Source organism: Shewanella sp. Isolate13, from assembly GCF_022398325.1.
GTDB lineage: Bacteria > Pseudomonadota > Gammaproteobacteria > Enterobacterales > Shewanellaceae > Shewanella.
Genome location: NZ_JAKEVD010000010.1, coordinates 52,877 through 73,829, shown reverse-complemented (window position 1 = coordinate 73,829; position 20,953 = coordinate 52,877). Strand labels below are relative to the sequence as shown.

The following is a 20,953-nucleotide window of genomic DNA, read 5'->3' as shown; positions in this document are numbered from 1 at the left end:
ACCACCAACGACATAACATCGCTTATTTCCCCCTCGACTCAGCTGGATCAATTACACCAGCCAAAAAGGTATTCTTAACCAATTACCCCGAGTCTAATCACGAAAATAAACTTAAAGCGCACCGTTAGATAAATTAGGACTAAAAGATAAAAAGATCTTACATCTCAGATTCAAACCACGCAGGCTGGCTCTATTTTTATGTGGTTTAGGTAGCAGAAGTACATTCATTCTATCGCAAATCCCTTTAAAGCAGGCTAGAATGCGCGCAAATTTCCGATTGGAGCCAATATGAAAATCACCGAAAAATGTGCTGTTAGCATCCATTACAGATTATCAGATGCGAAAGGTCAGCTTGTAGAAAGTTCTTTTGAAGGCGAGCCAATGATCTATCTGCATGGTGCAGAAAACATGATCCCAGGCTTAGAAGCTGCGCTTGAAGGCAAAGTACAAGGTGACATCCTTGATGTAACTGTTGATGCAGAACAAGGCTACGGCCCATATCATGACGGCCTTCGCCAAGAAGTCCCAATGTCAGCATTTGGCGACATCGAAGATATCGTTCCAGGTATGCGCTTTATTGCAGAGACTGAAATGGGCCAACGTCCAGTACAAGTTACTGAAGTTAAGGACGACGTAGTCGTTGTTGACGGTAACCACCCACTTGCTGGTCAGTCACTAGTCTTCAACGTTGAAGTACTTGAAGTACGTGCAGCGACTGAAGAAGAGATCGCTCATGGTCATATTCACGCACACGGCGGTGGATGTGGTGGCCATGGACACTCTCATGAAGGTGGCTGCTGTGGCGGCGATCACGGACACGAAGGCGGATGCTGCAGTGACGATGAGACAAAAGAAGCCAAAGAAGGCTGTGATGGTAACGGCGGCTGTGGCTGCAGACACTAAATTATTCTAGTTCTAAAGAATAAATTTAAGCCCGTTTCACTGGTTAAAGTGAAACGGGCTTTTTTATGGTCTACACTATCCAAATTGAACAATTGAATTGCTCAGAACATCTTTTTGCAAAGGAACTGCGAATGTTATCAAGACCCGTTTATGAAGCCCTACCATACACTTATATAGCGCTAGGCAGCGTTAGCTTAATGATGCTGGAGCAAACTTATGCCCAACTCTTCGCTGCATTATTATTTTTATTAGGAAGTCGCATCGATGTGATGCGCTCGACTAATCGCCGTACCGACTCTCAAAAACGTCGAAGAAGGGGTAAGCTGCCCGCATTTATCTACGAGCACACTCCATATCTGTACCTACTAATGGCACTATTACTACTTAAGCTCGACTCAAAGCTTGCGCCAATCATCAGTATCACTCTATTGAGTTATGCACTTTATATCTTGGTAAGACGCACTATGCACCGCAAACATAAAACCGTCACTACGCAGCGACTACACGATATTGGTAATACTCATAATCGATAGCTACCGCTACCAGACAAAACAAATTGAGCTTCTATAAAATTAACTGCTTAATTTCTTCTCTTTGCTGCGCGCTCATATGCTTTAGGTAATTTGAGCAACGAGTAATGGTAGCAATGCTTATCTGGTATTCTTGAGCAATTTGGCGCTGACTCATTTCGCCTTGTAATAAGGTTTGAAAAACCTTTAATCGACCGGCAACGGCGCTACGCTCTTCCTCTGTGAGTAACAACTCAAATAAGACGATTAAATTCTGTAGATCTTGCTGCAATAAGATTTTCTCTAAAACCAAATCCCACTCTGCTCGCATTTGAACTCCTATTTACGACCATGACTTACAACTATGAGACACAATCATGTACTAGTGCATCATTACGCCAAGTGTAGCAAGAATCTAGTGTCACATACACACCTCCCATTTAATTAGCTTAAGCTGAATCAGGCATAGATAGACAGTATTTGTAACTAAGCGTAACTAAACTAAAAAACGATTGGATTCAGCTTGATAATTCTGGCTACAATGAGTCGATTAAGTTCACATAACATAATAAAAACGTGAGATCCGATATGAAAAAAACTCTAGTAATGAGCATTAGCGCACTGCTTGCAACAGTAACATTGGCCACCAGCGCTCAAGCGAATAACTTTAAAGAAGCCGAAGATGCAGTCCACTACCGTCAATCAGCTTTTAGCTTGATTGCTTACAACTTTGGTGACATGGGCGCCATGCTAAAAGGTAAGAAAGATTTTAACGCTGAAGTTTTTGCTATGCGTGCTGACAACGTAGCCGCTTTATCTAAACTGCCACTTGAAGGTTTTATCCCAGGCTCAGACAAAGGTGACACTGAAGCCTTAGCAAAAATTTGGAGTGATAAAGCTGACTTTGACGCCAAGATGAAAACGTTCCAAGAAAATGCAGCAATACTTGCTACCATTGCAAGTAGCGGCAATAAGAAAGATCTAAAGAAGGCTTTTGGCAATACAGGTAAAAGCTGTAAGGGCTGCCATGATATGTACAAAAAAGACTAAAGCTCTAGTCTGTTAAATAACAAAAAAAGCCTGTTTATACAGGCTTTTTTATATCTGTTGATACAGGGTGCACCATTAAAGCATATTGATCACTGGCAACATTAAATAATTGACGACAAGTCCACCGATAACCACAACTAAAACCAGCGCTTTTATCAAGGAGGCGAAACTCAGTTGTGTTGCTTTATCTGCTTCCAAGGTTGATGCAGGCAGCTTTTTATAACCGCTAAACATAGCCCCTAGAATTCTATCGCCTTTAACCATATGAACTAGCACGGCAACAACATGAATGGCTGCCAAAATCAAAATCAGATCAAAATTCTTTTTATGTAACCAAGTTAACTGGCTCGCAGTGTCCGAACTCACTAAAGAATATAGCGGACCTTCAGTAAAGATCTCATCAGTAGCAAATAACCCCGTTATAAGCTGAATACAAATCAGCGAGATAAGCGTGATCACCATATAGCCTCCAATCGGATTATGACCAATCGAAGCTGAGATCCCTTCACGTCGAGTTTTTACGAGATAAGCGATCACTTTTTTTGGGGAATGAATAAAATGACTGAAGCGCGATGTTTCGCTACCTATGACGCCCCAGATAAGCCTTACCCCAATTAACACCATCAAGCCATAAGCTAAAATCTGATGCCACTCCATCTCTCCTGCATCAGCTGTCCACCACAAACCACCTAGCAAACACAACAGTGCCCAGTGGAAAATTCTTGTCGGGATATCCCAGACTTTAACCTTGACTAAATTTTGTTCCATTATCAGCCGCTCTCGAAAATTAATTGGTTTCAAGACGTCATTATAAAGCGGGAATTATGTGAGTGCTATGGGGTTATTTACACTAATAATTTCGACATTAGCGCTAAATAAGGGGGGACTTATCCAACCCAATATGACTTGGTTTTTTGCTGTTTACAAGGAAATTTGGCCAATTATTGGCTATATTTGTCTAAGTGATCAAATAAAAGGCGAACAGTACAAAACACCTATTAAAACGTGATTTAGATCACGACTTTCGCGTCGCAGGTTGGTAATCTGAACTCAAGGAAACAACAAAAGGTTCGACATATGATAAAGATTACTAGCAAGCATTTCGAAGTTACTGAATCTATTCGCGAACGTATTGAGACCAGATTAGAAAAATTAGCACGACACGATGTGCAGCTAATTAATCCACACATTATTATACTACAGGAGAAACAAGGTTTTAAGATTGAAGCTTCTGTAGGCATACCAAGTGCCAAATTATTTGCCCAGGCGAAACACGATGACCTTTACGCAGCAATTAATGCAATGGGACAAAAGCTGGAGAAACAGCTAAATCGCCTGACTCATAAACCAGAAAGTCAACGTCACGCAGCACTTAAAGTAGAAGATGATGCCATTGATGACGACTTTGATGACAACTTAGAGGAGGAATACGCAGCTTGATATCATTGTTATGTTTTAATGCAAAGCGCGCCTTCGGGTGCGCTTTTTTATGCAAAAAACTCAATAAAACCAAGTTTTGATTGACACGCTTCTCCCACCCCTTTAGTTTTAATTCCATGAACAAAATCCATACTGTTATTTTTACTTTCTTTTTTATGCCCCCCACCCTCGGAGGCGGAATTTTGGTGTGAAAACGAAAGTGAAAATTCCAAAGCCTCCCACACGGGAGGCTTTTTTATATCAGCAAAGATAAGCATATATACGTAGGTTTATCCACTATGGGTATTGAGAGCATAATTAGATTCAGAGGCTAAGATGAGTAAACCACAACCCTTAAATCACACTCGAGAACAGATCACCAATCTCGATAATGAACTACTGGCCCTGCTTGCTAAGCGCCGAGAGTTAAGTTTAGATGTCGCCCGTAGTAAAGAGGTTGATGTAAGGCCTATACGCGATACAACTAGAGAGAAAGAATTGTTATCTCGCCTAGTGAAGCAAGGCCGAGAACAAGGCTTAGATGCCCACTATGTTATCTCATTGTACCAAAGCATTATCGAAGACTCAGTGCTGAATCAACAAGCCTACCTCCATGGCCGTGCCAACCCTGAGACACAGCAACAACAATACTGTATCGCCTACTTAGGCGCTAGAGGCTCCTATTCCTACCTCGCTGCGAGTCGATACTGTGATCGACGCCAAGTAAAGATGCAAGATCTAGGCTGTCAGAGCTTCGATGAAATCGTGCAAGCCGTCGAATCTGGCCATGCCGATTATGGCTTCCTACCAATTGAAAACACCTCATCGGGCTCAATTAATGAAGTCTATGACGTATTGCAGCACACGAGTCTTGCCATCGTTGGAGAGACAACTATAGAAGTTGGTCACTGCCTACTGGCTAACAGCGATAGCAATATTAGTGATATCAAAACCGTTTATGCTCACCCTCAGCCAATCAGCCAATGTAGCCGCTATCTGAGCCAACATGGTGAATTTAAACTAGAGTATTGCTCTAGCAGTGCAGAAGCGATGGAAAAAGTCTGTAATGCAAACGATAACAGTGTTGCCGCTATAGGTAGCGCCGAAGGTGGTGCCCTGTATCAACTTGAGGCTATTGAAACCGGCCTAGCCAATCAAAAAGTTAACCAAAGCCGTTTTATCGTTGTCGCTAGAAAAGCCGTCGAAGTCCCCTCTCAACTGCCGGCAAAGTGCACTCTGATTATGGCCACAGGACAGAAGCCCGGTGCACTAGTTGAAGCACTATTAGTTTTAAAGGCCCGTAATCTCAACATGAGTAAACTTGAGTCTCGCCCTATTCCAGGTACCCCTTGGGAAGAGATGTTCTACTTAGATGTTGACGCCAACCTTTCCAGCGAGCCAATGCAGGCTGCGCTGAAAGAGTTAGAAAAGACCACTCGCTTTATTAAAGTGCTTGGCTGCTACCCCTGTGAAACAGTTAAACCGACTCAACTCAGCAATAGCCAATTGATGATAGAGCCTGACACCTCTAAGGCGACGACGGTCAATGCAACGGAGCCAGCTAAGCAGCTACGTGTTAGCAAGCAATACAAGAGCGAGGCGACACAGGTTCTCTGCGGTCAACTAAATTTAGGCGCCGGAAATATCGGTGCCATCGCTCAGGTGCAACTGCCACTAGATCTTCAACAATTTGAGCAATTGGCCAAGCATCTAAAAGAGTCTGGTTTCCAAGCTGTGGCTATCCAAGGTTTAAGCCAGCAAAGCGATCTAATTAACTCAATCGCTAAGTTTAAGCACGTGCTAACACAGTTCGATCTAGTCAATGTATTGGTTATTGAGCATGAAACAGACCTTCCCATTGCGACTCAATTTGCCGATGTGGTGATGTTGTCGGGTAATTTGATGTACAACCAAGCAATATTAACTCAGTTCGGCTCCTTGCTTATTCCTGTGGTGCTAGAGCGAAATACGATGGCGAGTGTCGATGACCTGCTCGATGCAGCCGAAACACTGCTAGGCCAAGGTAACCAGCAGCTCATTCTATGCGAGTCAGGTGTAAGTACTCTGAATAATTCAGGTAGACCGTCTCTCGACTTAGCTGCCCTCGTTGAGCTAAAAGCCCTTAGTCACTTACCTATTGTAGTGAACCCAAGCTATGCCATCGAAACAGAGCAGATGGCTACATTTGTTAGAGCGATTAAGCAGTTGAAGGGCGATGGTATGATGCTTAACCTAAATGCGCTTGAAGCATCAGCCCTCGAAGCAAACCCCGAGTTACTTAATGAGCTATTGAGAAATCTATATCACTAACCCTAAGTTAAGGTTTACGCCGAGCAACTTGCTCGGCGTTACTCTTATCAATCAGAATCGGAATAGTGGTACCTTGTATTAAAATCGAAAACACCACGACCGCGTACGTCATCACCATCAACAACTCTCTAAGATCAATATGACTGCCAGTCACCAGTATCACTCCAGTAGGCAGACTCATCGCCATCGCTAGCGCTAAACCTCCCCGTAGCCCACCCCAGACCAAGATCTTTTCCGCGTAAGAGTTATAGTCTCTAAAACGCCTAAAACCATAATAAGGCAGGTAAATGCTAATGATCCGACCGATGAGTACGATAGGAACTGAAAGCAACATAAACCACCATAACTCGGCATCGAAATGAATGAGCAGCAACAACAAGCCCAGCAACAAGAAAAGCAATGAGTTAAAGAAAGACTCAATCAATAACCAAAAGCTATCAAGATGCCCCCACTCACTCTCTTTTAGCAGTTTAGGGACACTGACGTTTCCGATAATAATGCCGCAAGTCACCATAGCTAATGGTCCTGAAACCCCAAGCATATCGGCAACAACATAACCAGCAGTGGGAACCAGCAATGTCATCAGTAAGTATTGGGTGCGCTCCTCTGAGAGATGCAGCATGCCGTGCAAAATCACGGCTAATAACGCTCCATATATCACACCACCCATAGCTTCACGTATGAAGAGTCCTGTCACACTGCTAAAGGTCAATGGCTCGGTAGAGAAGGCGACCTGAGAAATAGCTACAAAAATAACTAAGCCGATACCATCATTAAATAGCGACTCCCCTTCTACCTGTATCGCGATATCCTCGGGCGCACCAAGCTGCTTGATAATGGCCAACACAGCTATCGGATCGGTTGGTGAGATCAGCGCTCCAAACAGTAAGCAATAGCTAAACTTAAGCGGAAGGCCTAAAACACCAGACAAAACATACAGTAAGCCACCAATGATCAAAGTTGACAGCACAGTGCCAACAAAGGCCAAAACTAAGATTTCCCACCTCTGTTGTTTCAAAACATTAAGCTTTATCTGCAACGCCCCTGCAAATAATAGAAAGCCTAACATGCCATTGAGCAGCAGCGCTTTAAAGTCGAGTTGCTCCAGATCGGTTACTAAGGTGGAATACAGTTCTAGTCCGAAAATTTTACCGGCAATCAAGATAACTAAGCTTAAACATAATGCTAATGCCGTTATGGTGATTGTCTGTTGCCAACGGTGTAATCGTGAAGAGATGAGTGAAATAACTAAAGCGAGCGCAGAAAGCAGGCAGAGGATTTCATAACTGGTCACAAGCGAGCCTCGGGTGGGAGTTGACAGAAAAAGTTAAATAGTTCGACCTTCAATTAGGCTAAGCCAACCTTTAATTATCCTACCACTGAACCATACCGCAGCGATGACATAAAGCGCCGCACTTAACCATACTTGAGCCGCTAAGTAGCCTGTAGTCATCAGTAAAAACATCCCTATAATAGACCAGCGTTGCCAGCGCAAATGAATAGCCAATATGCTATTAGGGTTTTGTTGAGGTTGGTAAAGGTTAATGAGTAAGCTTAGGGCGGCAGGCAACAGCATGATAGGAAAACATGCCATAAGCGCATATAGCAGATGCGCAAGACTCGTGTCTTCTAGCGCTAGCGACTGAGAATGTAATGTTGATGCCATACGCCACTCCATCGAAAGATGATATCAATTGATATAAAAGACAGGCGCAAATCCATCATGCCTGTCTTTAACCTTACTTTCTCATTGTGAGTTACGCAACTTTCGCATCTGATTTATTTCAGTAATTTAATCCAATTGACTTGAACAAACCCAATTGATAACACTGAAAGGATAATCTAAAGTTCTAGTCTCGTATCAGACTTTAACTTAGTAGAACAAGCTAACACGTAGCCTTGAGCTATCTCGTCAGGCGTTAACGCCATCTGGCTCGAAGACTCGACTTCCCCCTCAACAACTTTACACTTACAGGCACCGCAAACGCCCGAACGGCAAGCGGCGATAATAGGTAAGCCTTCAGCCTCAATACCATCAAGCAGTGTTTGCTCTGCAGATAAGGGGCGATTTCTGTCACCGATGCTCAACATAAAGCCACTCGTATCAGTGGTGTGACTTGTCGCTTGCTCTTTAGCCGCATCAAGCTCTGCACTATCGCCTTTAAAACTACCGAAGCTTTCTTGATGGAACTGGCTCATATCAAAGCCCAATGACTCAAGCAGTGCTTTAACCGCTTGCATATAGGGCTCAGGGCCGCAAACAAACACGGTTCGAGTCTTATAATCTGGCACCAAGCGCTCTAGCCTTTCACCACTTAATCGACCAGCCAAAGGATCGGTATACTCATTAAGAGATTCACCAGGCTCTTCTAAAATATAGTTAAGCGTAAACTTCTCACTTCGCTTTGCCATCTGCGCCAGTGAGCTCTCAAAAATCAGGTCGTTGTCTGATTTAGCACTGTGAACAAAGCTGATATCTGGGCCGATTTCAGTATCGGTTAACCAACACGACATCGAGTACATGGGGGTGATACCACAGCCTGCACTTAAGAATAGATACTTATCGGCTTGAATATCAACCAGGTTAAACACACCGTCAGGCCCCAGCGCTCGCACCATATGACCCACTTCAAGGTTATCGGCCAAATAGTTAGAAACCTTGCCACCTTCAATACGCTTAACAGTTAATACTATTGAATAAGGGCGAGAAGGCGAAGAGCTAATGGTATAACTGCGCGCAATTTTCTCACCATTAATTTCAAGCAATAGCGTTAAGAACTGCCCAGGCTTAAAATGAAACTTAACCGGTTGCGTTCCTTGGAAACGAAAGCTCATTACATCATGAGTTTCACTCCATTTTTCAACACACACCAATTGGTGCTCACCAGACTGCCATTGTACTGCGGAAAAAGACTCTGCCGTAGACGCTTGTTTATTGATTGCCATATTCACTCAAAACCTACCTATCCCGCTTAAAGCGAGTTATCCCTAAGCTAAAAGTGGCCACACATTGGCGGCCACTTTGACTTACATCATAAGCAACGGTTTAGCCGTTATGCCACGTTAAGAATGCGATTAAGATCCGCTTCAACGGTTGTGGTATTACGAAGGCCAAACTTCTCTTCTAGCACTTTTGCCAGGTTAGGGGTTAAGAAAGCCGGCGCTGTTGGGCCAGTGATAATGTTCTTCACACCGAGAGATAGTAACGTCAATAGTACAACAATGGCTTTCTGCTCAAACCAAGATAGCACTAATGTTAGCGGTAGCTCATTGATGTCACACTCAAAGGCTTCAGACAGTGCGATAGCAAGCTGAATCGCTGAGTATGAGTCATTACATTGACCAATATCTAGCAGGCGTGGGATACCGTTGATGTCACCGAACTCAAGTTTGTTGAACTTATACTTACCACAACCCAGAGTCAGAATAACCGAGTCTGCTGGCGCTTGAGTCGCGATATCGGTGAAGTAACCACGCTCCTGCTTATCACCGTCACAACCACCGACCAAGAAGAAATGCTTGATTGCACCACTCTTCACATTCTCAATTACGGTCGGCGCAGCGGCCATCAGTGCATTGCGCGCAAAACCTATGGTGATTAGATGGGGGATCTCATCATAGATAAAGCCTTCTAGCGACTCCGCCTTGGCAATCACTTCACTGAAATCATCACCAACTAAGTGAGTCACACCAGGCCAACCTACGATGCTTCGAGTGAAGATACGGTCCGAATAGTCACCCACATTTGGGTCGATGATACAGTTAGACGTCATTACAACTGCGCCTGGGAATGTCGCAAATTCTTTTTGCTGATTCTGCCATGCGCTACCGTAGTTACCCACTAAGTGCGAGTACTTCTTAAGCTCTGGATAAGCCAATGCAGGCAACATCTCACCATGGGTATAGACGTTAATGCCCTTACCTTCAGTTTGCTCAAGGATTAGCTCAAGATCTTTCATGTCATGACCAGACACTAAGATAGCCTTACCTTTTACAGACTTAGTGTTAACCTGTGTCGGCTCTGGGTGACCAAAGGCGTGGGTTTCACCTTCATCGAGCATCGCCATCACGCGGTAGTTAAGCTGGCCGATCTGCATTGCAGTGTTAAATAGCTTGTCTGCATCGACAGAGTCTTCACCTAGGAAAGCCATGATCTCATGGAATTCACCGGCAACTTCATCACTCGTTTGATCCAGTACACGAGCATGCTCCATGTATGCTGCCGCGCCCTTTAGACCATACAAGCAAAGTAAGCGTAGGCCCATGATATCTTCATGAACTTCATCTTTACCACGATTAGGTACAGCTTGAAGCGCCTGAGTTAGCATTTCAGGTTTAGTCGCGCCCAATACCAGCTGCATCGGTGCATTCATTGGCTTTGCTTCGATATTGAGTTCGCTACACTTAGCTTCATAAGCCGCTTTTAAGCGATTACGGAATGTTTCAGCCTGAGTGGTGTAGGCGATGATACGGTCATCATCGAAGTTAACGTTAGTTAGCGTAGCGAAGAATGCTTTCGGCACAAAGGTATCAATTTCGTGGTCGATAATACCGACTTCACGAGCTAACGCTGCGTAAGATGAAACGCCTTGGAGAATATAGATAAGCAGATCTTGTAAGTCTGAAGTATCAGATGATTTACCGCACATACCTTGAGTGTAGCTACAGCCATTACCCGCAGGTGTTCTAATTGTTTGCTCACATTGAATACAAAACACGACACTAACTCCTATTTTTTAATCATGCATATTTTTTACATGTTTTAAGATTAGTCTACGCTTCTTGGAAAATAGCTAAAGGACTTTCTGAAACTAATGGGCAAAACTATGAAAGAGATCACTTTAAGTAATGTCTAATACATTTATTTAGGCGGTATGGATTTAGCCGATGATTGAAATAAACACTCATAAAAATAGTAACTTAAAATCCCCCCTAGAACTCAATCCCCCTAAAAGCTCTGTTAAGGGCACAAAAAAGGAGCCTAAGCTCCTTTTCAATATTGTTTCTGTGGTTCAACACACTAGCCAGTTTTCATATCGTTAACCGATTGCAGCATCGCACGACTCTCTCTTTGGAACTGTGGTGCAAAGTCACCAAACCAGCGAGAGACCTCTTCAAACTGGGCGACAAATGCTTCTCGGTTACCAGACTTGAGAATAGACAAGGCTTGAGAGTAATTATCGAGATAATCGCTGATGGCCACTAAACTTTCCTCTTGGGCAAAAATAATATCGGCGTAAAGCTCAGGGCTTTGTGCAAATAGTCGACCTACCATGGCTAGCTCTAAGCGGTAGATTGGCGAGCTAAACTGCAGTAGAGACTCAATATCCGCCTCCTCTTTATAAAGATTTAAACCATATACAAAAGAGGAGAAGTGGCGCATAGCCTGTACCAGTTGCATCGCCTTATCGTGTTTAGTCGGTTCCGTTTCGACAATACGTGCGCCCCAGATCTGGATCTGCTCAATCAGCCATTGATAAGCCTCGCTATCTCGGCCATGACACACGACTACGACCTGTTTAGCTAGGCTACCCACATCGGGACCAAACATCGGATGCAGGCCAAGCACTGGACCCGAATGTGCTGCAAGCATCGCTTCCATCGGCGCGCCTTTAATCGAGGTCAAGTCTGCCAAAATACAATCCTTCGGCAAATTAGTCAGCCTTTGAGCTATCAGCTCACAGGTGATATTGATGGGCACAGTGACAATCACTAAGCCTGCGCCATCGAAAATAGTCTCACTATTGGCCCAGTCATCTTTATCAAGCGACCTGACCTCATAACCTGAAAGTGTCAGCATCTGTGAAAACAAGCCACCAAGTTTACCCTCACCGCCCACGATAACCACATGGCCTAAGTCGGCTTTCACCTGCTTAAAGCCGACATCTTTCTCATTAAGGTAGGACTCGCGCATCAGTCGGCGCAGGATATCTTCAATGAGCTGCGGTGACACATTCATCGCCTTAGCCTCTTCTCGCCGCTTAGCCAACATATTGGCCTCGCGCTGGGGAGCATAGATAGGTAAACCCGCACCGTGCTTTACCGCCCCTACTTGAGCGACTAAATCTAATCGTTTACGTAGCAGGTGCAGCAACTGCTGATCGACACCGTCAATCAAACCTCGTAGATTTTCAAGCTCTGCGGTGGTCTTCTCATTCATCTTTGTTTCTTCCATCAGTCGTTTGCAACTTTTAGCATATCAAATCTTGCCGGTAATACCGAGGCTAACACTTCGGCTCCCTCGCGTAATAGTGCTTCAGTGGTTTGCCAGTTAATACAGGCATCGGTTACTGACACACCATAGGCGAGTTGTTCCATTGGTAGATCACTACTCTGCCTGCCTGCGTTTAGATGGCTCTCAAGCATCACACCGATAATAGACTTATTACCCATTGCAATTTGATTAAACACATCCTCACAAACAGGCTTTTGCTTATTGTGATCTTTAGATGAATTACCATGGCTACAATCGACGATGAGGCGAGCACTCAGATTGGCTCCATGCAGCTGAATCTCACACTCCGCCACACTGGCAGCATCGTAGTTAGGCTGTTTGCCACCACGTAAAATCACATGACCGTCAGGATTGCCGGCCGTTTGCAGCAGTGCAACCTGTCCCTGCTGGTTTATCCCCATGAAACGGTGAGGGCTAGCAGCGGACTCTAATGCGTTGATGGCCACCCCAAGTTTCCCATCTGTGCCGTTCTTAAAGCCTACCGGCATAGAAAGGCCTGATGCCATCTCGCGGTGGGTCTGTGATTCAGTGGTGCGTGCGCCTATGGCCGACCAGGTCACCAACTCTGACATGTATTGTGGGCTAATGGGGTCGAGCGCTTCTGTCGCTACAGGTAACTCCAGTTCGGCCAGCCAGATCATCAGCTCGCGAGCCTGCCTAAGCCCCTTATCCACATCGAATGACTCATCCATATCAGGATCGTTAATCATCCCTTTCCAGCCTACGGTGGTGCGTGGCTTCTCAAAGTAGACTCGCATCAACACAAAAAACTGCTCACCAAGTTCATCATGCAGCTTCTTCAACTTAAGGGCATACTCTTTGGCCGCTTCTATATCGTGGATCGAGCAAGGACCCGAGATCACTAGTACGCGGTTATCACGCTTATGGACAATATCTGCAACAGTCTTTCTCGCGTTGAGGATATATTGGTAGGCATGCTTAGACAGAGGTAGCTCGCGCTTTAACTCCTCAGGAGTCACTAACACTTGCTCAGAACTAATATGGACATTGTTAATTGTATCTTGTTGCATGACTACCACCTGTTAATCTCTTATCTGCTCTATAACTCAACGACCTTTACTACACGGAAGACGTCTCTACGATTATGTAAACTATTCATCAAGGATAATAGCGTAACGGTACACCATTACACCTTGGGAACACTATGCCTTTACCCAGATATAAGATCAAGGGGCATTTCCAATAAATGAAAAATTCTAATCTTAGGTTATTGAGTGAATAGTTACATAGGGGAGCAATAACGACCTCAGCTTGCGCTATGAATCATACAAGCTTGCACCACGCTAGCTTGAATTTGAGCATAGGAGCTAAATAGGCTGAGTGGCTTTTATACTACTTGGGAGCTTATGCTGAAAAAGGGGAAATGTTGAAGGTGGGTGACGAAAATAGCAAATTTAGGCAACAAAAAACCGCCATATAGGCGGTTTCTCGTGCGAACACTGCATCTTATTTATAGCGAGTACTAAATTACTTAGTAGCAAGCTTCTCACGGATACGTGCAGACTTACCTGAACGATCACGTAGATAGTAAAGCTTAGCACGACGAACACGGCCGCGACGCTTAACTTCGATGCTAGAGATGATTGGGCTGTGAGTCTGGAACGCACGCTCAACACCTTCACCATTAGAGATTTTACGTACTGTGAATGCAGAGTGAACGCCGCGGTTACGCTTAGCGATTACAACGCCTTCAAACGCCTGTAGACGCTCTTTACCGCCTTCTACAACACGTACTTTAACAATTACTGTATCACCGGCACCAAATTGTGGTACGTCGGTTTTCATTTGCTCTTCGTTGAGCATTTTGATGATGTTATTCATTAAATAAACTCCATACTAGTAATAACTGCGCTTCGACTAATCATCTTGTTTGATGGTGTCAACAAAATCAGCTAGAAGCTTCTCTTGTTCGCCAGTCAGAGCTAGATTTTCAAGTAATTCTGGCCGTCTCAACAAAGTCCTACCTAGGCTTTGCTGTAGACGCCAGCGTCTAATATGTTCGTGGTTGCCACTTAGCAATACGGCTGGAACATCCAAACCATCCAAACTTTCAGGACGCGTATAGTGGGGACAATCCAGTAAACCATCAGAGAAGGAGTCCTGCTCTGCGGAAGCTTGTTTTCCTAGCACGCCAGGAACCAATCTTGATACTGAATCAATCAGAGTCATCGCTGGAAGCTCACCGCCCGAAAGCACGTAATCTCCAATCGACCACTCTTCATCCACTTCAGTCTGAATGATGCGCTCGTCAATACCTTCGTATCGTCCACACACCAAAATCAAACTGGATGATTGCGCTAACTCTTCAACGCCTTGCTGTGTCAGCTTACGGCCTTGAGGAGAAAGGTAAATCACCTTTGCCTCGTTTCCAGCTGCAGCTTTCGCTGCATGAATAGCGTCACGTAGAGGCTGCACCATCATTAACATTCCAGGGCCACCACCATATGGGCGATCATCCACTGTTTTATGTTTATCATGGGTGAAATCTCGAGGATTCCACGTTTGCAACTCTAGCAACCCTTTGCTAACTGCACGACCCGTTACACCAAAATCTGTTACGGCACGAAACATCTCGGGAAACAGGGTTACTACCCCTAACCACATATGTTGTACCTCGACTTAGAAGTCCGGATCCCAATCCACTAAAATCTGTTTTGCTGCCAAGTCCACCTTTTGGATGAACTGTTCAGTAACAAAGGGAATCATACGTTCCGCTTTGCCAAAGCCATCTTTCGCGTTTGCTTTAACTAAAAGTACGTCATTCGATCCTGTTTCCACGATCTCTTGTACCGTCCCCATGTTATAGCCTTTGGTATTAACCACTTCACATCCGATAAGATCTCGCCAGTAGAATTCATCTTCTGGAAGTTCTTGCATCTGTTCCGGGGTTACGGCGATCTCACAGTTTGTGAGCGCCTGAGCCTCGTCCCGTGTTGTTACGCCTTCAAGACAAGCAACGACTGCTTTACCTTGGAAACGCCACTGGATGACTTTAACCTCGCGCCATTCGCCTTGTTCTTTAATAAGCCAAGGTGAATAGTCAAAAATACCTTCAACAGAGTCGGTATAGGTAGTGATCTTCAACCAACCTTTAATGCCATAACTTGAACCAATTTTGCCAAGGATGACAGGTTCTTGTTTACTACTCATCAATCTATACCCTAACGCTATTAAGCAGCAGCTTTACGAGCGTCTTTGATCAATTTTGCTACACGATCAGTAGTAGCAGCACCGTTAGCAACCCAGTGCTCAACACGGTCAAGATCTAAGCGTAGAGCTTCTTCTTGGCCACGAGCTACAGGGTTAAAAAAGCCAACACGCTCAATGAAACGACCGTCACGGGCGTTACGGCTGTCAGCTACAACGATGTTATAAAATGGACGCTTTTTTGCGCCGCCACGAGCTAAACGAATGGTAACCATGCGTTTTGTATCCTCTAATGATTTGCTTTTTATCAAGCAAAAGTAAAAACTGAAACTCCGTGTTCGCGGAGAGCCCCAGATAGAAAGCCGGCAGATTTTACCTGACTGACCGGCGAATGCAACCGTAATCGGCGTTTTTTACACCTAAAACGATTTACAGACCAGATTGAAATTCAATCTAGTCTGTAAATTTGACTTTGCAGAATCTAAAGATAGCCTAGCGGCCCGGCATTTTCATGCCAGGAGGCAGCATACCACTCATGCCGCGCATCATCTTTTTCATGCCACCTTTCGATGACATTTTTTTCATCATTTTCTGCATTTGGGTGAACTGCTTAAGTAAACGGTTCACATCTTGAATTTGTGTGCCTGAACCCATCGCGATTCTGCGTTTGCGCGAGCCTTTGATGATATCAGGACGCTGACGCTCACCAGGAGTCATAGAATTGATAATCGCTTCCATCTGCCCAGTCATTTTGCCATCTTGAACTTGAGCAAGCGCTTCAGGTGGTAATTGCCCCACACCTGGTAGCTTCTCAATCATGTTCATCATGCCGCCCATATTCTTCATTTGCTGCAGCTGCTCGCGGAAGTCTTCTAAATCAAAGCTGCCGCCCTTCTTGACTTTAGCCGCAAGCTTCATCGCCTTTTCTTGGTCTACGCCACGCTCAACCTCTTCGATAAGAGATAGCACATCGCCCATACCTAGAATACGTGACGCTACACGCTCAGGATGAAACGCCTCGAGTGCATCGGTCTTTTCACCGACACCCAAGAACTTAATTGGCTTACCCGTGATATGACGAATAGAAAGCGCCGCACCACCACGTGCATCACCATCGACTTTTGTCAGTACCACACCAGTTAGCGGTAAGGCTTCGTTAAACGCTTTAGCAGTATTGGCTGCATCTTGACCCGTCATCGCATCGACGACAAACAGCGTCTCAACAGGCTTAACTGCAGCATGAAGCTCTTTAATCTCATCCATCATCGCTTCGTCTACGTGCAGGCGACCTGCAGTATCGAGGATAACGACATCGATAAACTTTAATTTAGCATGTGCAATCGCAGCGTTAGCAATATCGACTGGCTTTTGGCTAACATCTGATGGAAAGAACTCCACTTCCACTTCGCCAGCCAAGGTTTCTAGCTGCTTGATCGCCGCAGGGCGGTATACGTCAGCCGAAACAACAAGCACCGACTTTTTTGAGCGCTCGCGTAAGAACTTAGACAGTTTGGCAACACTGGTCGTTTTACCGGCACCTTGTAAACCCGCCATCATGATGACTGCTGGCGGTTGAGCCGATAGATCCAAAGCTTCATTCGACTCGCCCATGGCGTTTTCAAGTTCGCTTTGAACGATCTTAATAAAGGCTTGGCCTGGACTTAGACTCTTTGAAACCTCTTGTCCAACAGCGCGTTCTTTAACGCTATTTACGAATTCACGCACCACAGGCAAGGCAACATCAGCCTCAAGAAGAGCCATGCGGACTTCGCGTAAGGTTTCCTTAACGTTATCTTCCGTTAAGCGACCACGGCCACTGATATTTTTCAGAGTCCGTGACAATCTGTCAGTTAAGTTCTCAAACATTATCCAGTTCTTTACCGTTTAAAATTGCTATTGATAGGGCTGTATTATAGCGATGCCCAGTAATTATGCTACAGAATGAATCAAGTTACTTTGACAACTAACGACTGTTAAAGATAAAAAATGGCCAAAAATCACTTATAAGGCAAAAAATCGACCTATTTTTGCAACCGAGGTCACTGCCCAAATCCCATTAGCTCATGCTATTCTACACCATAATGTTACGTGCTAACTTAGTGATTAAAGTCGAAATGACTTTCGCGGGCTGACGAGACACGATATTTTAGTTCACTCAGTGATTTAACTCAGGTATGAATCACGCTAGTATGCAAGTCAGTTAGTCTGCTTTACACAAACATTAAAAGCATGTGTTAACGCATCAGGTTTATAAAACAAATAGGTTAATACTCAATGGTTATTTTCTCAGCTTCAGCCATGTTGTTTTACAGTATTGCTTTGGTTCTCGTCGCAAGCCGACTTTTTCATGTTGACGGTCCAAACAGAAAGTTAGTCGCTGGCGTGGCTGCCGTTGGTGTTGTATTACACGCTGCGGCGCTATATCAAGCCATTGTGACAGGTGATGGGCAAAACTTTAGCTTAACCAATGTGATATCTATGGTTAACTGGATCATCACCTTCAGCTTTACCATCTTGCTATTCAGGCTCAAAGTTATCGTCGTACTGCCTGTTGTCTATGCCTGTTCGGTGATATCGGTTGCACTGCTTTGGCTAGTGCCACCAGAATACATTATTCATTTTGAAATCCATCCAGACGTGTTAGTTCACGTTGTGTTGTCATTAATGGCTTATAGTGCCCTGATGATCGCCGCGCTCTACGCCATTCAATTAGCGATTATTCAAAACCGCCTTAAGAGCAAAAAACTGGTGATGACCTCGGCCATGCCGCCACTGATGACTGTTGAAAAGCAGCTTTATCATCTAGTGATTGTGGGTGTGATTTTATTAAGCTTATCACTCGCAACAGGCTTCATCTTCCTCGATGATATGTTTGAAGAGGGCAAAGGCCATAAAGCGGTACTATCCATCATGGCTTGGTGTGTCTATATCGCGATGTTAGCCCAGCAGTATTGGGTCGGTTGTCGTATTAGAGCGGCTGTCGCCTACACCTTAACCGGTGGTATCCTACTCTCTTTAGCCTACTTCGGCGCCCGTGTAGTTAAAGAGTTGATCCTCAGCTAAGACTCAACTTTCGTCTATTGACCCGTCTAACTCTGGCGGGTCAAACTTGACACCCTCTCGAAACTTCTGTAATTACTAATTTTTAGTGCCTTTTTATTCGCCCTTTCTTTAAACCACAGCGGAGTTCCAACTTTTGGACGATATATCCACTGGCGTACTTTTAACTATTTTGTTCGTCTTAATCTTACTCTCAGCCTACTTCTCTGGCTCAGAAACCGCCATGATGTCGCTCAACCGCTACCGCCTTCGTCACTTAGCTAATAGTGGTCATAAAGGGGCTAAACGCGCCACTATGATGCTTGAAAGGCCCGACAGACTGATTGGGCTTATTCTTATCGGCAATAACCTAGTTAATATTCTCGCGTCGGCTATTGCGACCATTATTGGCATACGTTTATTTGGTGATGTGGGGGTCGCCATCTCGACCGGTGTATTAACCTTGGTGGTTCTGGTCTTTGCCGAGGTCACTCCAAAAACCGTTGCGGCGCTGCATCCAGAACGCATCGCTTTTCCTTCTAGCATTATCCTGCGGGGCCTGTTAGTCGTCCTCTCCCCGTTAGTCAAAGTCGTTAACTTTATTACCTCAACTTTCTTGCGTCTATTGGGGATCCACTCAGTAAAAGCCGATGATGCCCTAAGCCAAGAGGAGCTTCGAACCGTTGTGAATGAAGCAGGCGCGCTTATACCACAGCGCCACCAAGAGATGCTGCTTTCAATCATGGATCTGGAGAACGTCACCGTAGATGACATCATGATCCCACGCTCAGACTTATATGCCATCAACATCAATGATGACTTCAAGAGCATCAATAAGCAGGTCATTCAAAGCCCACACACCCGAGTATTACTCTATCGCGACACAATCGATGACGCAGTAGGCTTTGTCCACCTAAGAGATGCGCTGCGCCTTCAATCTAAAGGACAATTTAGTAAATCATCACTCTTGCGCGCGGTAAAAGAGCTGTACTTTATTCCGGAAGCAACCCCACTCAATGTACAGCTGTCGAACTTTCAGCATAATAAAGAACGCATCGGCTTAGTTGTTGATGAGTATGGCGATATTCAGGGCTTAGTGACATTAGAAGATATTTTGGAAGAGATTGTCGGTGACTTTACTACCTCGATGGTCGCGCCACCGAGCGAAGATATCACCCCACAGCAAGATGGTAGTTATCTGATTGAGGCTAGTATCAATATTCGCGAACTCAATAAGGAGATGGACTGGCACTTCCCTATCGATGGGCCTAAGACCATTAATGGTTTAGTGCTGGAATACCTAGAAGATATCCCCGAGCCAAACACCTCTATGCGTCTATATGGCTATCCACTAGAAGTGATTGATGTGGCAGATAACATGATTAAAACCGTTCGTGTCATGCCCATGCATTATCTCGCACCAAAAAAGCCAGCTAATAGCTGAATAAGAACGATGTAAAAAAGGCGCCAATCGGCGCCTTTTTTACAGTTTCTTTTGCTGGGGGGAGTACTCATACGACTATGTCGACTTCTTGGCTGCCTCTATGGCTCTGCGTTTATCTCTCGCCATTGGCGTTATATCGGCTAAGAGTTTCTTTTCCATGCCTAACATAAAATACACTTCTGCCATCAAGAAAAACGGGCCAATCAACAGCTGATTTAAATCATCAACAAAGGCAGGTTTGGCTTTTTCATAGTGATGACCGATAAACTGGATCACCCAGCCGACAAAAAATACCGCTAGCGCTATCCACAATGCATTCGATGTTTGCGCCACTAAACTTGAAGTATAAAGCACAGGAATAATAAACAGTGCTAAGCCTACCGCTAACCTCGCATGTAAAAACACATAGTAAATAAGCACCCCAACAGTAAAAATTGTGGCAACGTTAAAGGTAATAACCGGATCCTCTGATATGGCAAAATTAACAGGGATTAAGTTCAGCAATAAAAAAAGCGACCAGATAATCAGCGGGATCCCAACAAAATGGGTCTTAATATTTTTTGGATTTAAATGCACACTCTTGTAGGTAGATAGCTGTTCTTCGGCGGATTTCATCTGCTCTTCTCCATTATAAGCGCCCTCTATAAGCACTTTTTCAAGTCACTTTGTTAAACGTTAGTCCGTGATTTGACGAGCTCTCAGCCTTAACCAACAACTAAAAGCGCGCTAGCCTGTTTAAAAAGCCCATCTTATTTAACTAAATATTAACCTAATGGATCTTGTCACATTTTAATAGAGTAAAAGTTCAAAATAGCGTTTTAGACTGTAAACTTCGGTCATAAAGCAGCTTATGCTGAATCACTATGCCTTCCAAAG

22 protein-coding genes and 1 other annotated feature are annotated in these 20,953 nt (G+C 44.5%); of the genes, 7 read left to right on the top strand and 15 right to left on the bottom strand.

Features of this window, described 5'->3' with window-relative positions:
- Nucleotides 1-288 precede the first annotated feature (288 nt).
- A complete protein-coding gene (slyD, locus tag L1D44_RS08940) occupies nt 289-903 on the top strand; it encodes a peptidylprolyl isomerase (RefSeq protein ID WP_220770781.1) in 615 nt (204 codons plus the stop codon).
- Nucleotides 904-1,034: 131 nt separating this feature from the next.
- A complete protein-coding gene (locus L1D44_RS08935) occupies nt 1,035-1,436 on the top strand; it encodes a hypothetical protein (RefSeq protein WP_239889878.1) in 402 nt (133 codons plus the stop codon).
- 31 nt (nt 1,437-1,467) lie between these two features.
- Here L1D44_RS08935 and trpR read toward each other — a convergent pair whose 3' ends face one another.
- A complete protein-coding gene (gene trpR / locus L1D44_RS08930) occupies nt 1,468-1,743 on the bottom strand; it encodes a trp operon repressor (protein WP_220770779.1) in 276 nt (91 codons plus the stop codon).
- A gap of 257 nt (nt 1,744-2,000) precedes the next feature.
- Between trpR and L1D44_RS08925 the strand changes: the two genes are divergently transcribed.
- The gene (locus L1D44_RS08925; RefSeq protein ID WP_239889876.1) at nt 2,001-2,462 is read left to right on the top strand and encodes a cytochrome c; all 462 of its coding nucleotides are present in this window, start codon (nt 2,001-2,003) and stop codon (nt 2,460-2,462) included.
- Between the two features lie 75 nt (nt 2,463-2,537).
- Here the strand turns inward: L1D44_RS08925 and L1D44_RS08920 are convergent, their stop codons facing one another.
- On the bottom strand, nt 2,538-3,230 hold the full coding sequence (locus L1D44_RS08920; RefSeq protein ID WP_239889874.1) for a cytochrome b/b6 domain-containing protein: 693 nt from the start codon (nt 3,228-3,230) through the stop codon (nt 2,538-2,540).
- Between the two features lie 309 nt (nt 3,231-3,539).
- On the opposite strand from L1D44_RS08920, the gene raiA reads away from it, so the two are divergent.
- Nucleotides 3,540-3,902: a ribosome-associated translation inhibitor RaiA gene (raiA, locus tag L1D44_RS08915; protein WP_239889872.1), complete on the top strand. Its 363-nt coding sequence runs from the start codon at nt 3,540-3,542 to the stop codon at nt 3,900-3,902.
- Nucleotides 3,903-3,949: 47 nt separating this feature from the next.
- Here raiA and L1D44_RS08910 read toward each other — a convergent pair whose 3' ends face one another.
- The gene (locus tag L1D44_RS08910) at nt 3,950-4,114 is read right to left on the bottom strand and encodes a hypothetical protein (protein ID WP_220770775.1); all 165 of its coding nucleotides are present in this window, start codon (nt 4,112-4,114) and stop codon (nt 3,950-3,952) included.
- Nucleotides 4,024-4,142 (top strand) — a sequence feature (Phe leader region). It overlaps the preceding gene by 91 nt.
- 75 nt (nt 4,143-4,217) lie before the next feature.
- Between L1D44_RS08910 and L1D44_RS08905 the strand changes: the two genes are divergently transcribed.
- On the top strand, nt 4,218-6,191 hold the full coding sequence (locus tag L1D44_RS08905) for a chorismate mutase (RefSeq protein ID WP_239889864.1): 1,974 nt from the start codon (nt 4,218-4,220) through the stop codon (nt 6,189-6,191).
- A 7-nt stretch (nt 6,192-6,198) separates the two neighbouring features.
- Here the strand turns inward: L1D44_RS08905 and L1D44_RS08900 are convergent, their stop codons facing one another.
- The 11 genes from L1D44_RS08900 to ffh form a co-directional block, all read right to left on the bottom strand.
- On the bottom strand, nt 6,199-7,485 hold the full coding sequence (locus L1D44_RS08900) for a sodium:proton antiporter (protein WP_239889856.1): 1,287 nt from the start codon (nt 7,483-7,485) through the stop codon (nt 6,199-6,201).
- Nucleotides 7,486-7,518: 33 nt separating this feature from the next.
- Nucleotides 7,519-7,857 (bottom strand): hypothetical protein, encoded by a 339-nt coding sequence (locus L1D44_RS08895; protein WP_239889855.1) that lies wholly within the window; start codon nt 7,855-7,857, stop codon nt 7,519-7,521.
- Between the two features lie 176 nt (nt 7,858-8,033).
- Entirely contained in the window at nt 8,034-9,137 is a 1,104-nt protein-coding gene (locus tag L1D44_RS08890) for a hybrid-cluster NAD(P)-dependent oxidoreductase (RefSeq protein ID WP_239889854.1), read from the bottom strand.
- Between the two features lie 107 nt (nt 9,138-9,244).
- A complete protein-coding gene (gene hcp, locus L1D44_RS08885) occupies nt 9,245-10,909 on the bottom strand; it encodes a hydroxylamine reductase (RefSeq protein ID WP_239889852.1) in 1,665 nt (554 codons plus the stop codon).
- A gap of 302 nt (nt 10,910-11,211) precedes the next feature.
- Nucleotides 11,212-12,351: a bifunctional chorismate mutase/prephenate dehydrogenase gene (gene tyrA, locus L1D44_RS08880; protein ID WP_239889850.1), complete on the bottom strand. Its 1,140-nt coding sequence runs from the start codon at nt 12,349-12,351 to the stop codon at nt 11,212-11,214.
- 14 nt (nt 12,352-12,365) lie between these two features.
- A complete protein-coding gene (locus L1D44_RS08875; RefSeq protein WP_239889841.1) occupies nt 12,366-13,457 on the bottom strand; it encodes a 3-deoxy-7-phosphoheptulonate synthase in 1,092 nt (363 codons plus the stop codon).
- 457 nt (nt 13,458-13,914) lie between these two features.
- Nucleotides 13,915-14,268 carry a 50S ribosomal protein L19 gene (gene rplS, locus L1D44_RS08870; protein WP_220770767.1) on the bottom strand — a complete coding sequence of 118 codons (354 nt, stop codon included), beginning with the start codon at nt 14,266-14,268 and terminating at the stop codon, nt 13,915-13,917.
- A gap of 36 nt (nt 14,269-14,304) precedes the next feature.
- Nucleotides 14,305-15,051, bottom strand: a complete 747-nt coding sequence (gene trmD, locus L1D44_RS08865; RefSeq protein WP_239889834.1) for a tRNA (guanosine(37)-N1)-methyltransferase TrmD — start codon at nt 15,049-15,051, stop codon at nt 14,305-14,307.
- Between the two features lie 15 nt (nt 15,052-15,066).
- Nucleotides 15,067-15,597, bottom strand: a complete 531-nt coding sequence (gene rimM, locus L1D44_RS08860; RefSeq protein ID WP_220770765.1) for a ribosome maturation factor RimM — start codon at nt 15,595-15,597, stop codon at nt 15,067-15,069.
- A gap of 20 nt (nt 15,598-15,617) precedes the next feature.
- The gene (rpsP, locus tag L1D44_RS08855; RefSeq protein ID WP_012154307.1) at nt 15,618-15,869 is read right to left on the bottom strand and encodes a 30S ribosomal protein S16; all 252 of its coding nucleotides are present in this window, start codon (nt 15,867-15,869) and stop codon (nt 15,618-15,620) included.
- Nucleotides 15,870-16,086: 217 nt separating this feature from the next.
- Nucleotides 16,087-17,460 (bottom strand): signal recognition particle protein, encoded by a 1,374-nt coding sequence (ffh, locus tag L1D44_RS08850; RefSeq protein ID WP_220770764.1) that lies wholly within the window; start codon nt 17,458-17,460, stop codon nt 16,087-16,089.
- Nucleotides 17,461-17,868: 408 nt separating this feature from the next.
- On the opposite strand from ffh, the gene ccsA reads away from it, so the two are divergent.
- Together ccsA and L1D44_RS08840 are read left to right on the top strand one after the other, a co-directional pair.
- A complete protein-coding gene (ccsA, locus tag L1D44_RS08845) occupies nt 17,869-18,657 on the top strand; it encodes a cytochrome c biogenesis protein CcsA (protein WP_239889824.1) in 789 nt (262 codons plus the stop codon).
- A gap of 133 nt (nt 18,658-18,790) precedes the next feature.
- On the top strand, nt 18,791-20,077 hold the full coding sequence (locus tag L1D44_RS08840; RefSeq protein ID WP_239889813.1) for a CNNM domain-containing protein: 1,287 nt from the start codon (nt 18,791-18,793) through the stop codon (nt 20,075-20,077).
- Between the two features lie 75 nt (nt 20,078-20,152).
- Here L1D44_RS08840 and L1D44_RS08835 read toward each other — a convergent pair whose 3' ends face one another.
- Nucleotides 20,153-20,692 carry an Mpo1-like protein gene (locus L1D44_RS08835; protein ID WP_239889805.1) on the bottom strand — a complete coding sequence of 180 codons (540 nt, stop codon included), beginning with the start codon at nt 20,690-20,692 and terminating at the stop codon, nt 20,153-20,155.
- Nucleotides 20,693-20,953: the final 261 nt, after the last annotated feature.

Excerpts from the sequence above, each read along its gene's own strand:
- L1D44_RS08875 (WP_239889841.1), bottom strand. The coding sequence starts at position 13,457 with ATGCAACAAGATACAATTAACAATGTCCATATTAGTTCTGAGCAAGTG.
- rplS (WP_220770767.1), bottom strand. The coding sequence starts at position 14,268 with ATGAATAACATCATCAAAATGCTCAACGAAGAGCAAATGAAAACCGAC.
- slyD (WP_220770781.1), top strand. The coding sequence starts at position 289 with ATGAAAATCACCGAAAAATGTGCTGTTAGCATCCATTACAGATTATCA.
- L1D44_RS08905 (WP_239889864.1), top strand. The coding sequence starts at position 4,218 with ATGAGTAAACCACAACCCTTAAATCACACTCGAGAACAGATCACCAAT.
- rpsP (WP_012154307.1), bottom strand. The coding sequence starts at position 15,869 with ATGGTTACCATTCGTTTAGCTCGTGGCGGCGCAAAAAAGCGTCCATTT.
- L1D44_RS08925 (WP_239889876.1), top strand. The coding sequence starts at position 2,001 with ATGAAAAAAACTCTAGTAATGAGCATTAGCGCACTGCTTGCAACAGTA.
- raiA (WP_239889872.1), top strand. The coding sequence starts at position 3,540 with ATGATAAAGATTACTAGCAAGCATTTCGAAGTTACTGAATCTATTCGC.
- L1D44_RS08890 (WP_239889854.1), bottom strand. The coding sequence starts at position 9,137 with ATGGCAATCAATAAACAAGCGTCTACGGCAGAGTCTTTTTCCGCAGTA.
- ccsA (WP_239889824.1), top strand. The coding sequence starts at position 17,869 with ATGGTTATTTTCTCAGCTTCAGCCATGTTGTTTTACAGTATTGCTTTG.
- L1D44_RS08895 (WP_239889855.1), bottom strand. The coding sequence starts at position 7,857 with ATGGCATCAACATTACATTCTCAGTCGCTAGCGCTAGAAGACACGAGT.
- tyrA (WP_239889850.1), bottom strand. The coding sequence starts at position 12,351 with ATGAATGAGAAGACCACCGCAGAGCTTGAAAATCTACGAGGTTTGATT.
- ffh (WP_220770764.1), bottom strand. The coding sequence starts at position 17,460 with ATGTTTGAGAACTTAACTGACAGATTGTCACGGACTCTGAAAAATATC.
- trpR (WP_220770779.1), bottom strand. The coding sequence starts at position 1,743 with ATGCGAGCAGAGTGGGATTTGGTTTTAGAGAAAATCTTATTGCAGCAA.
- L1D44_RS08935 (WP_239889878.1), top strand. The coding sequence starts at position 1,035 with ATGTTATCAAGACCCGTTTATGAAGCCCTACCATACACTTATATAGCG.
- trmD (WP_239889834.1), bottom strand. The coding sequence starts at position 15,051 with ATGTGGTTAGGGGTAGTAACCCTGTTTCCCGAGATGTTTCGTGCCGTA.
- L1D44_RS08835 (WP_239889805.1), bottom strand. The coding sequence starts at position 20,692 with ATGAAATCCGCCGAAGAACAGCTATCTACCTACAAGAGTGTGCATTTA.
- rimM (WP_220770765.1), bottom strand. The coding sequence starts at position 15,597 with ATGAGTAGTAAACAAGAACCTGTCATCCTTGGCAAAATTGGTTCAAGT.
- L1D44_RS08920 (WP_239889874.1), bottom strand. The coding sequence starts at position 3,230 with ATGGAACAAAATTTAGTCAAGGTTAAAGTCTGGGATATCCCGACAAGA.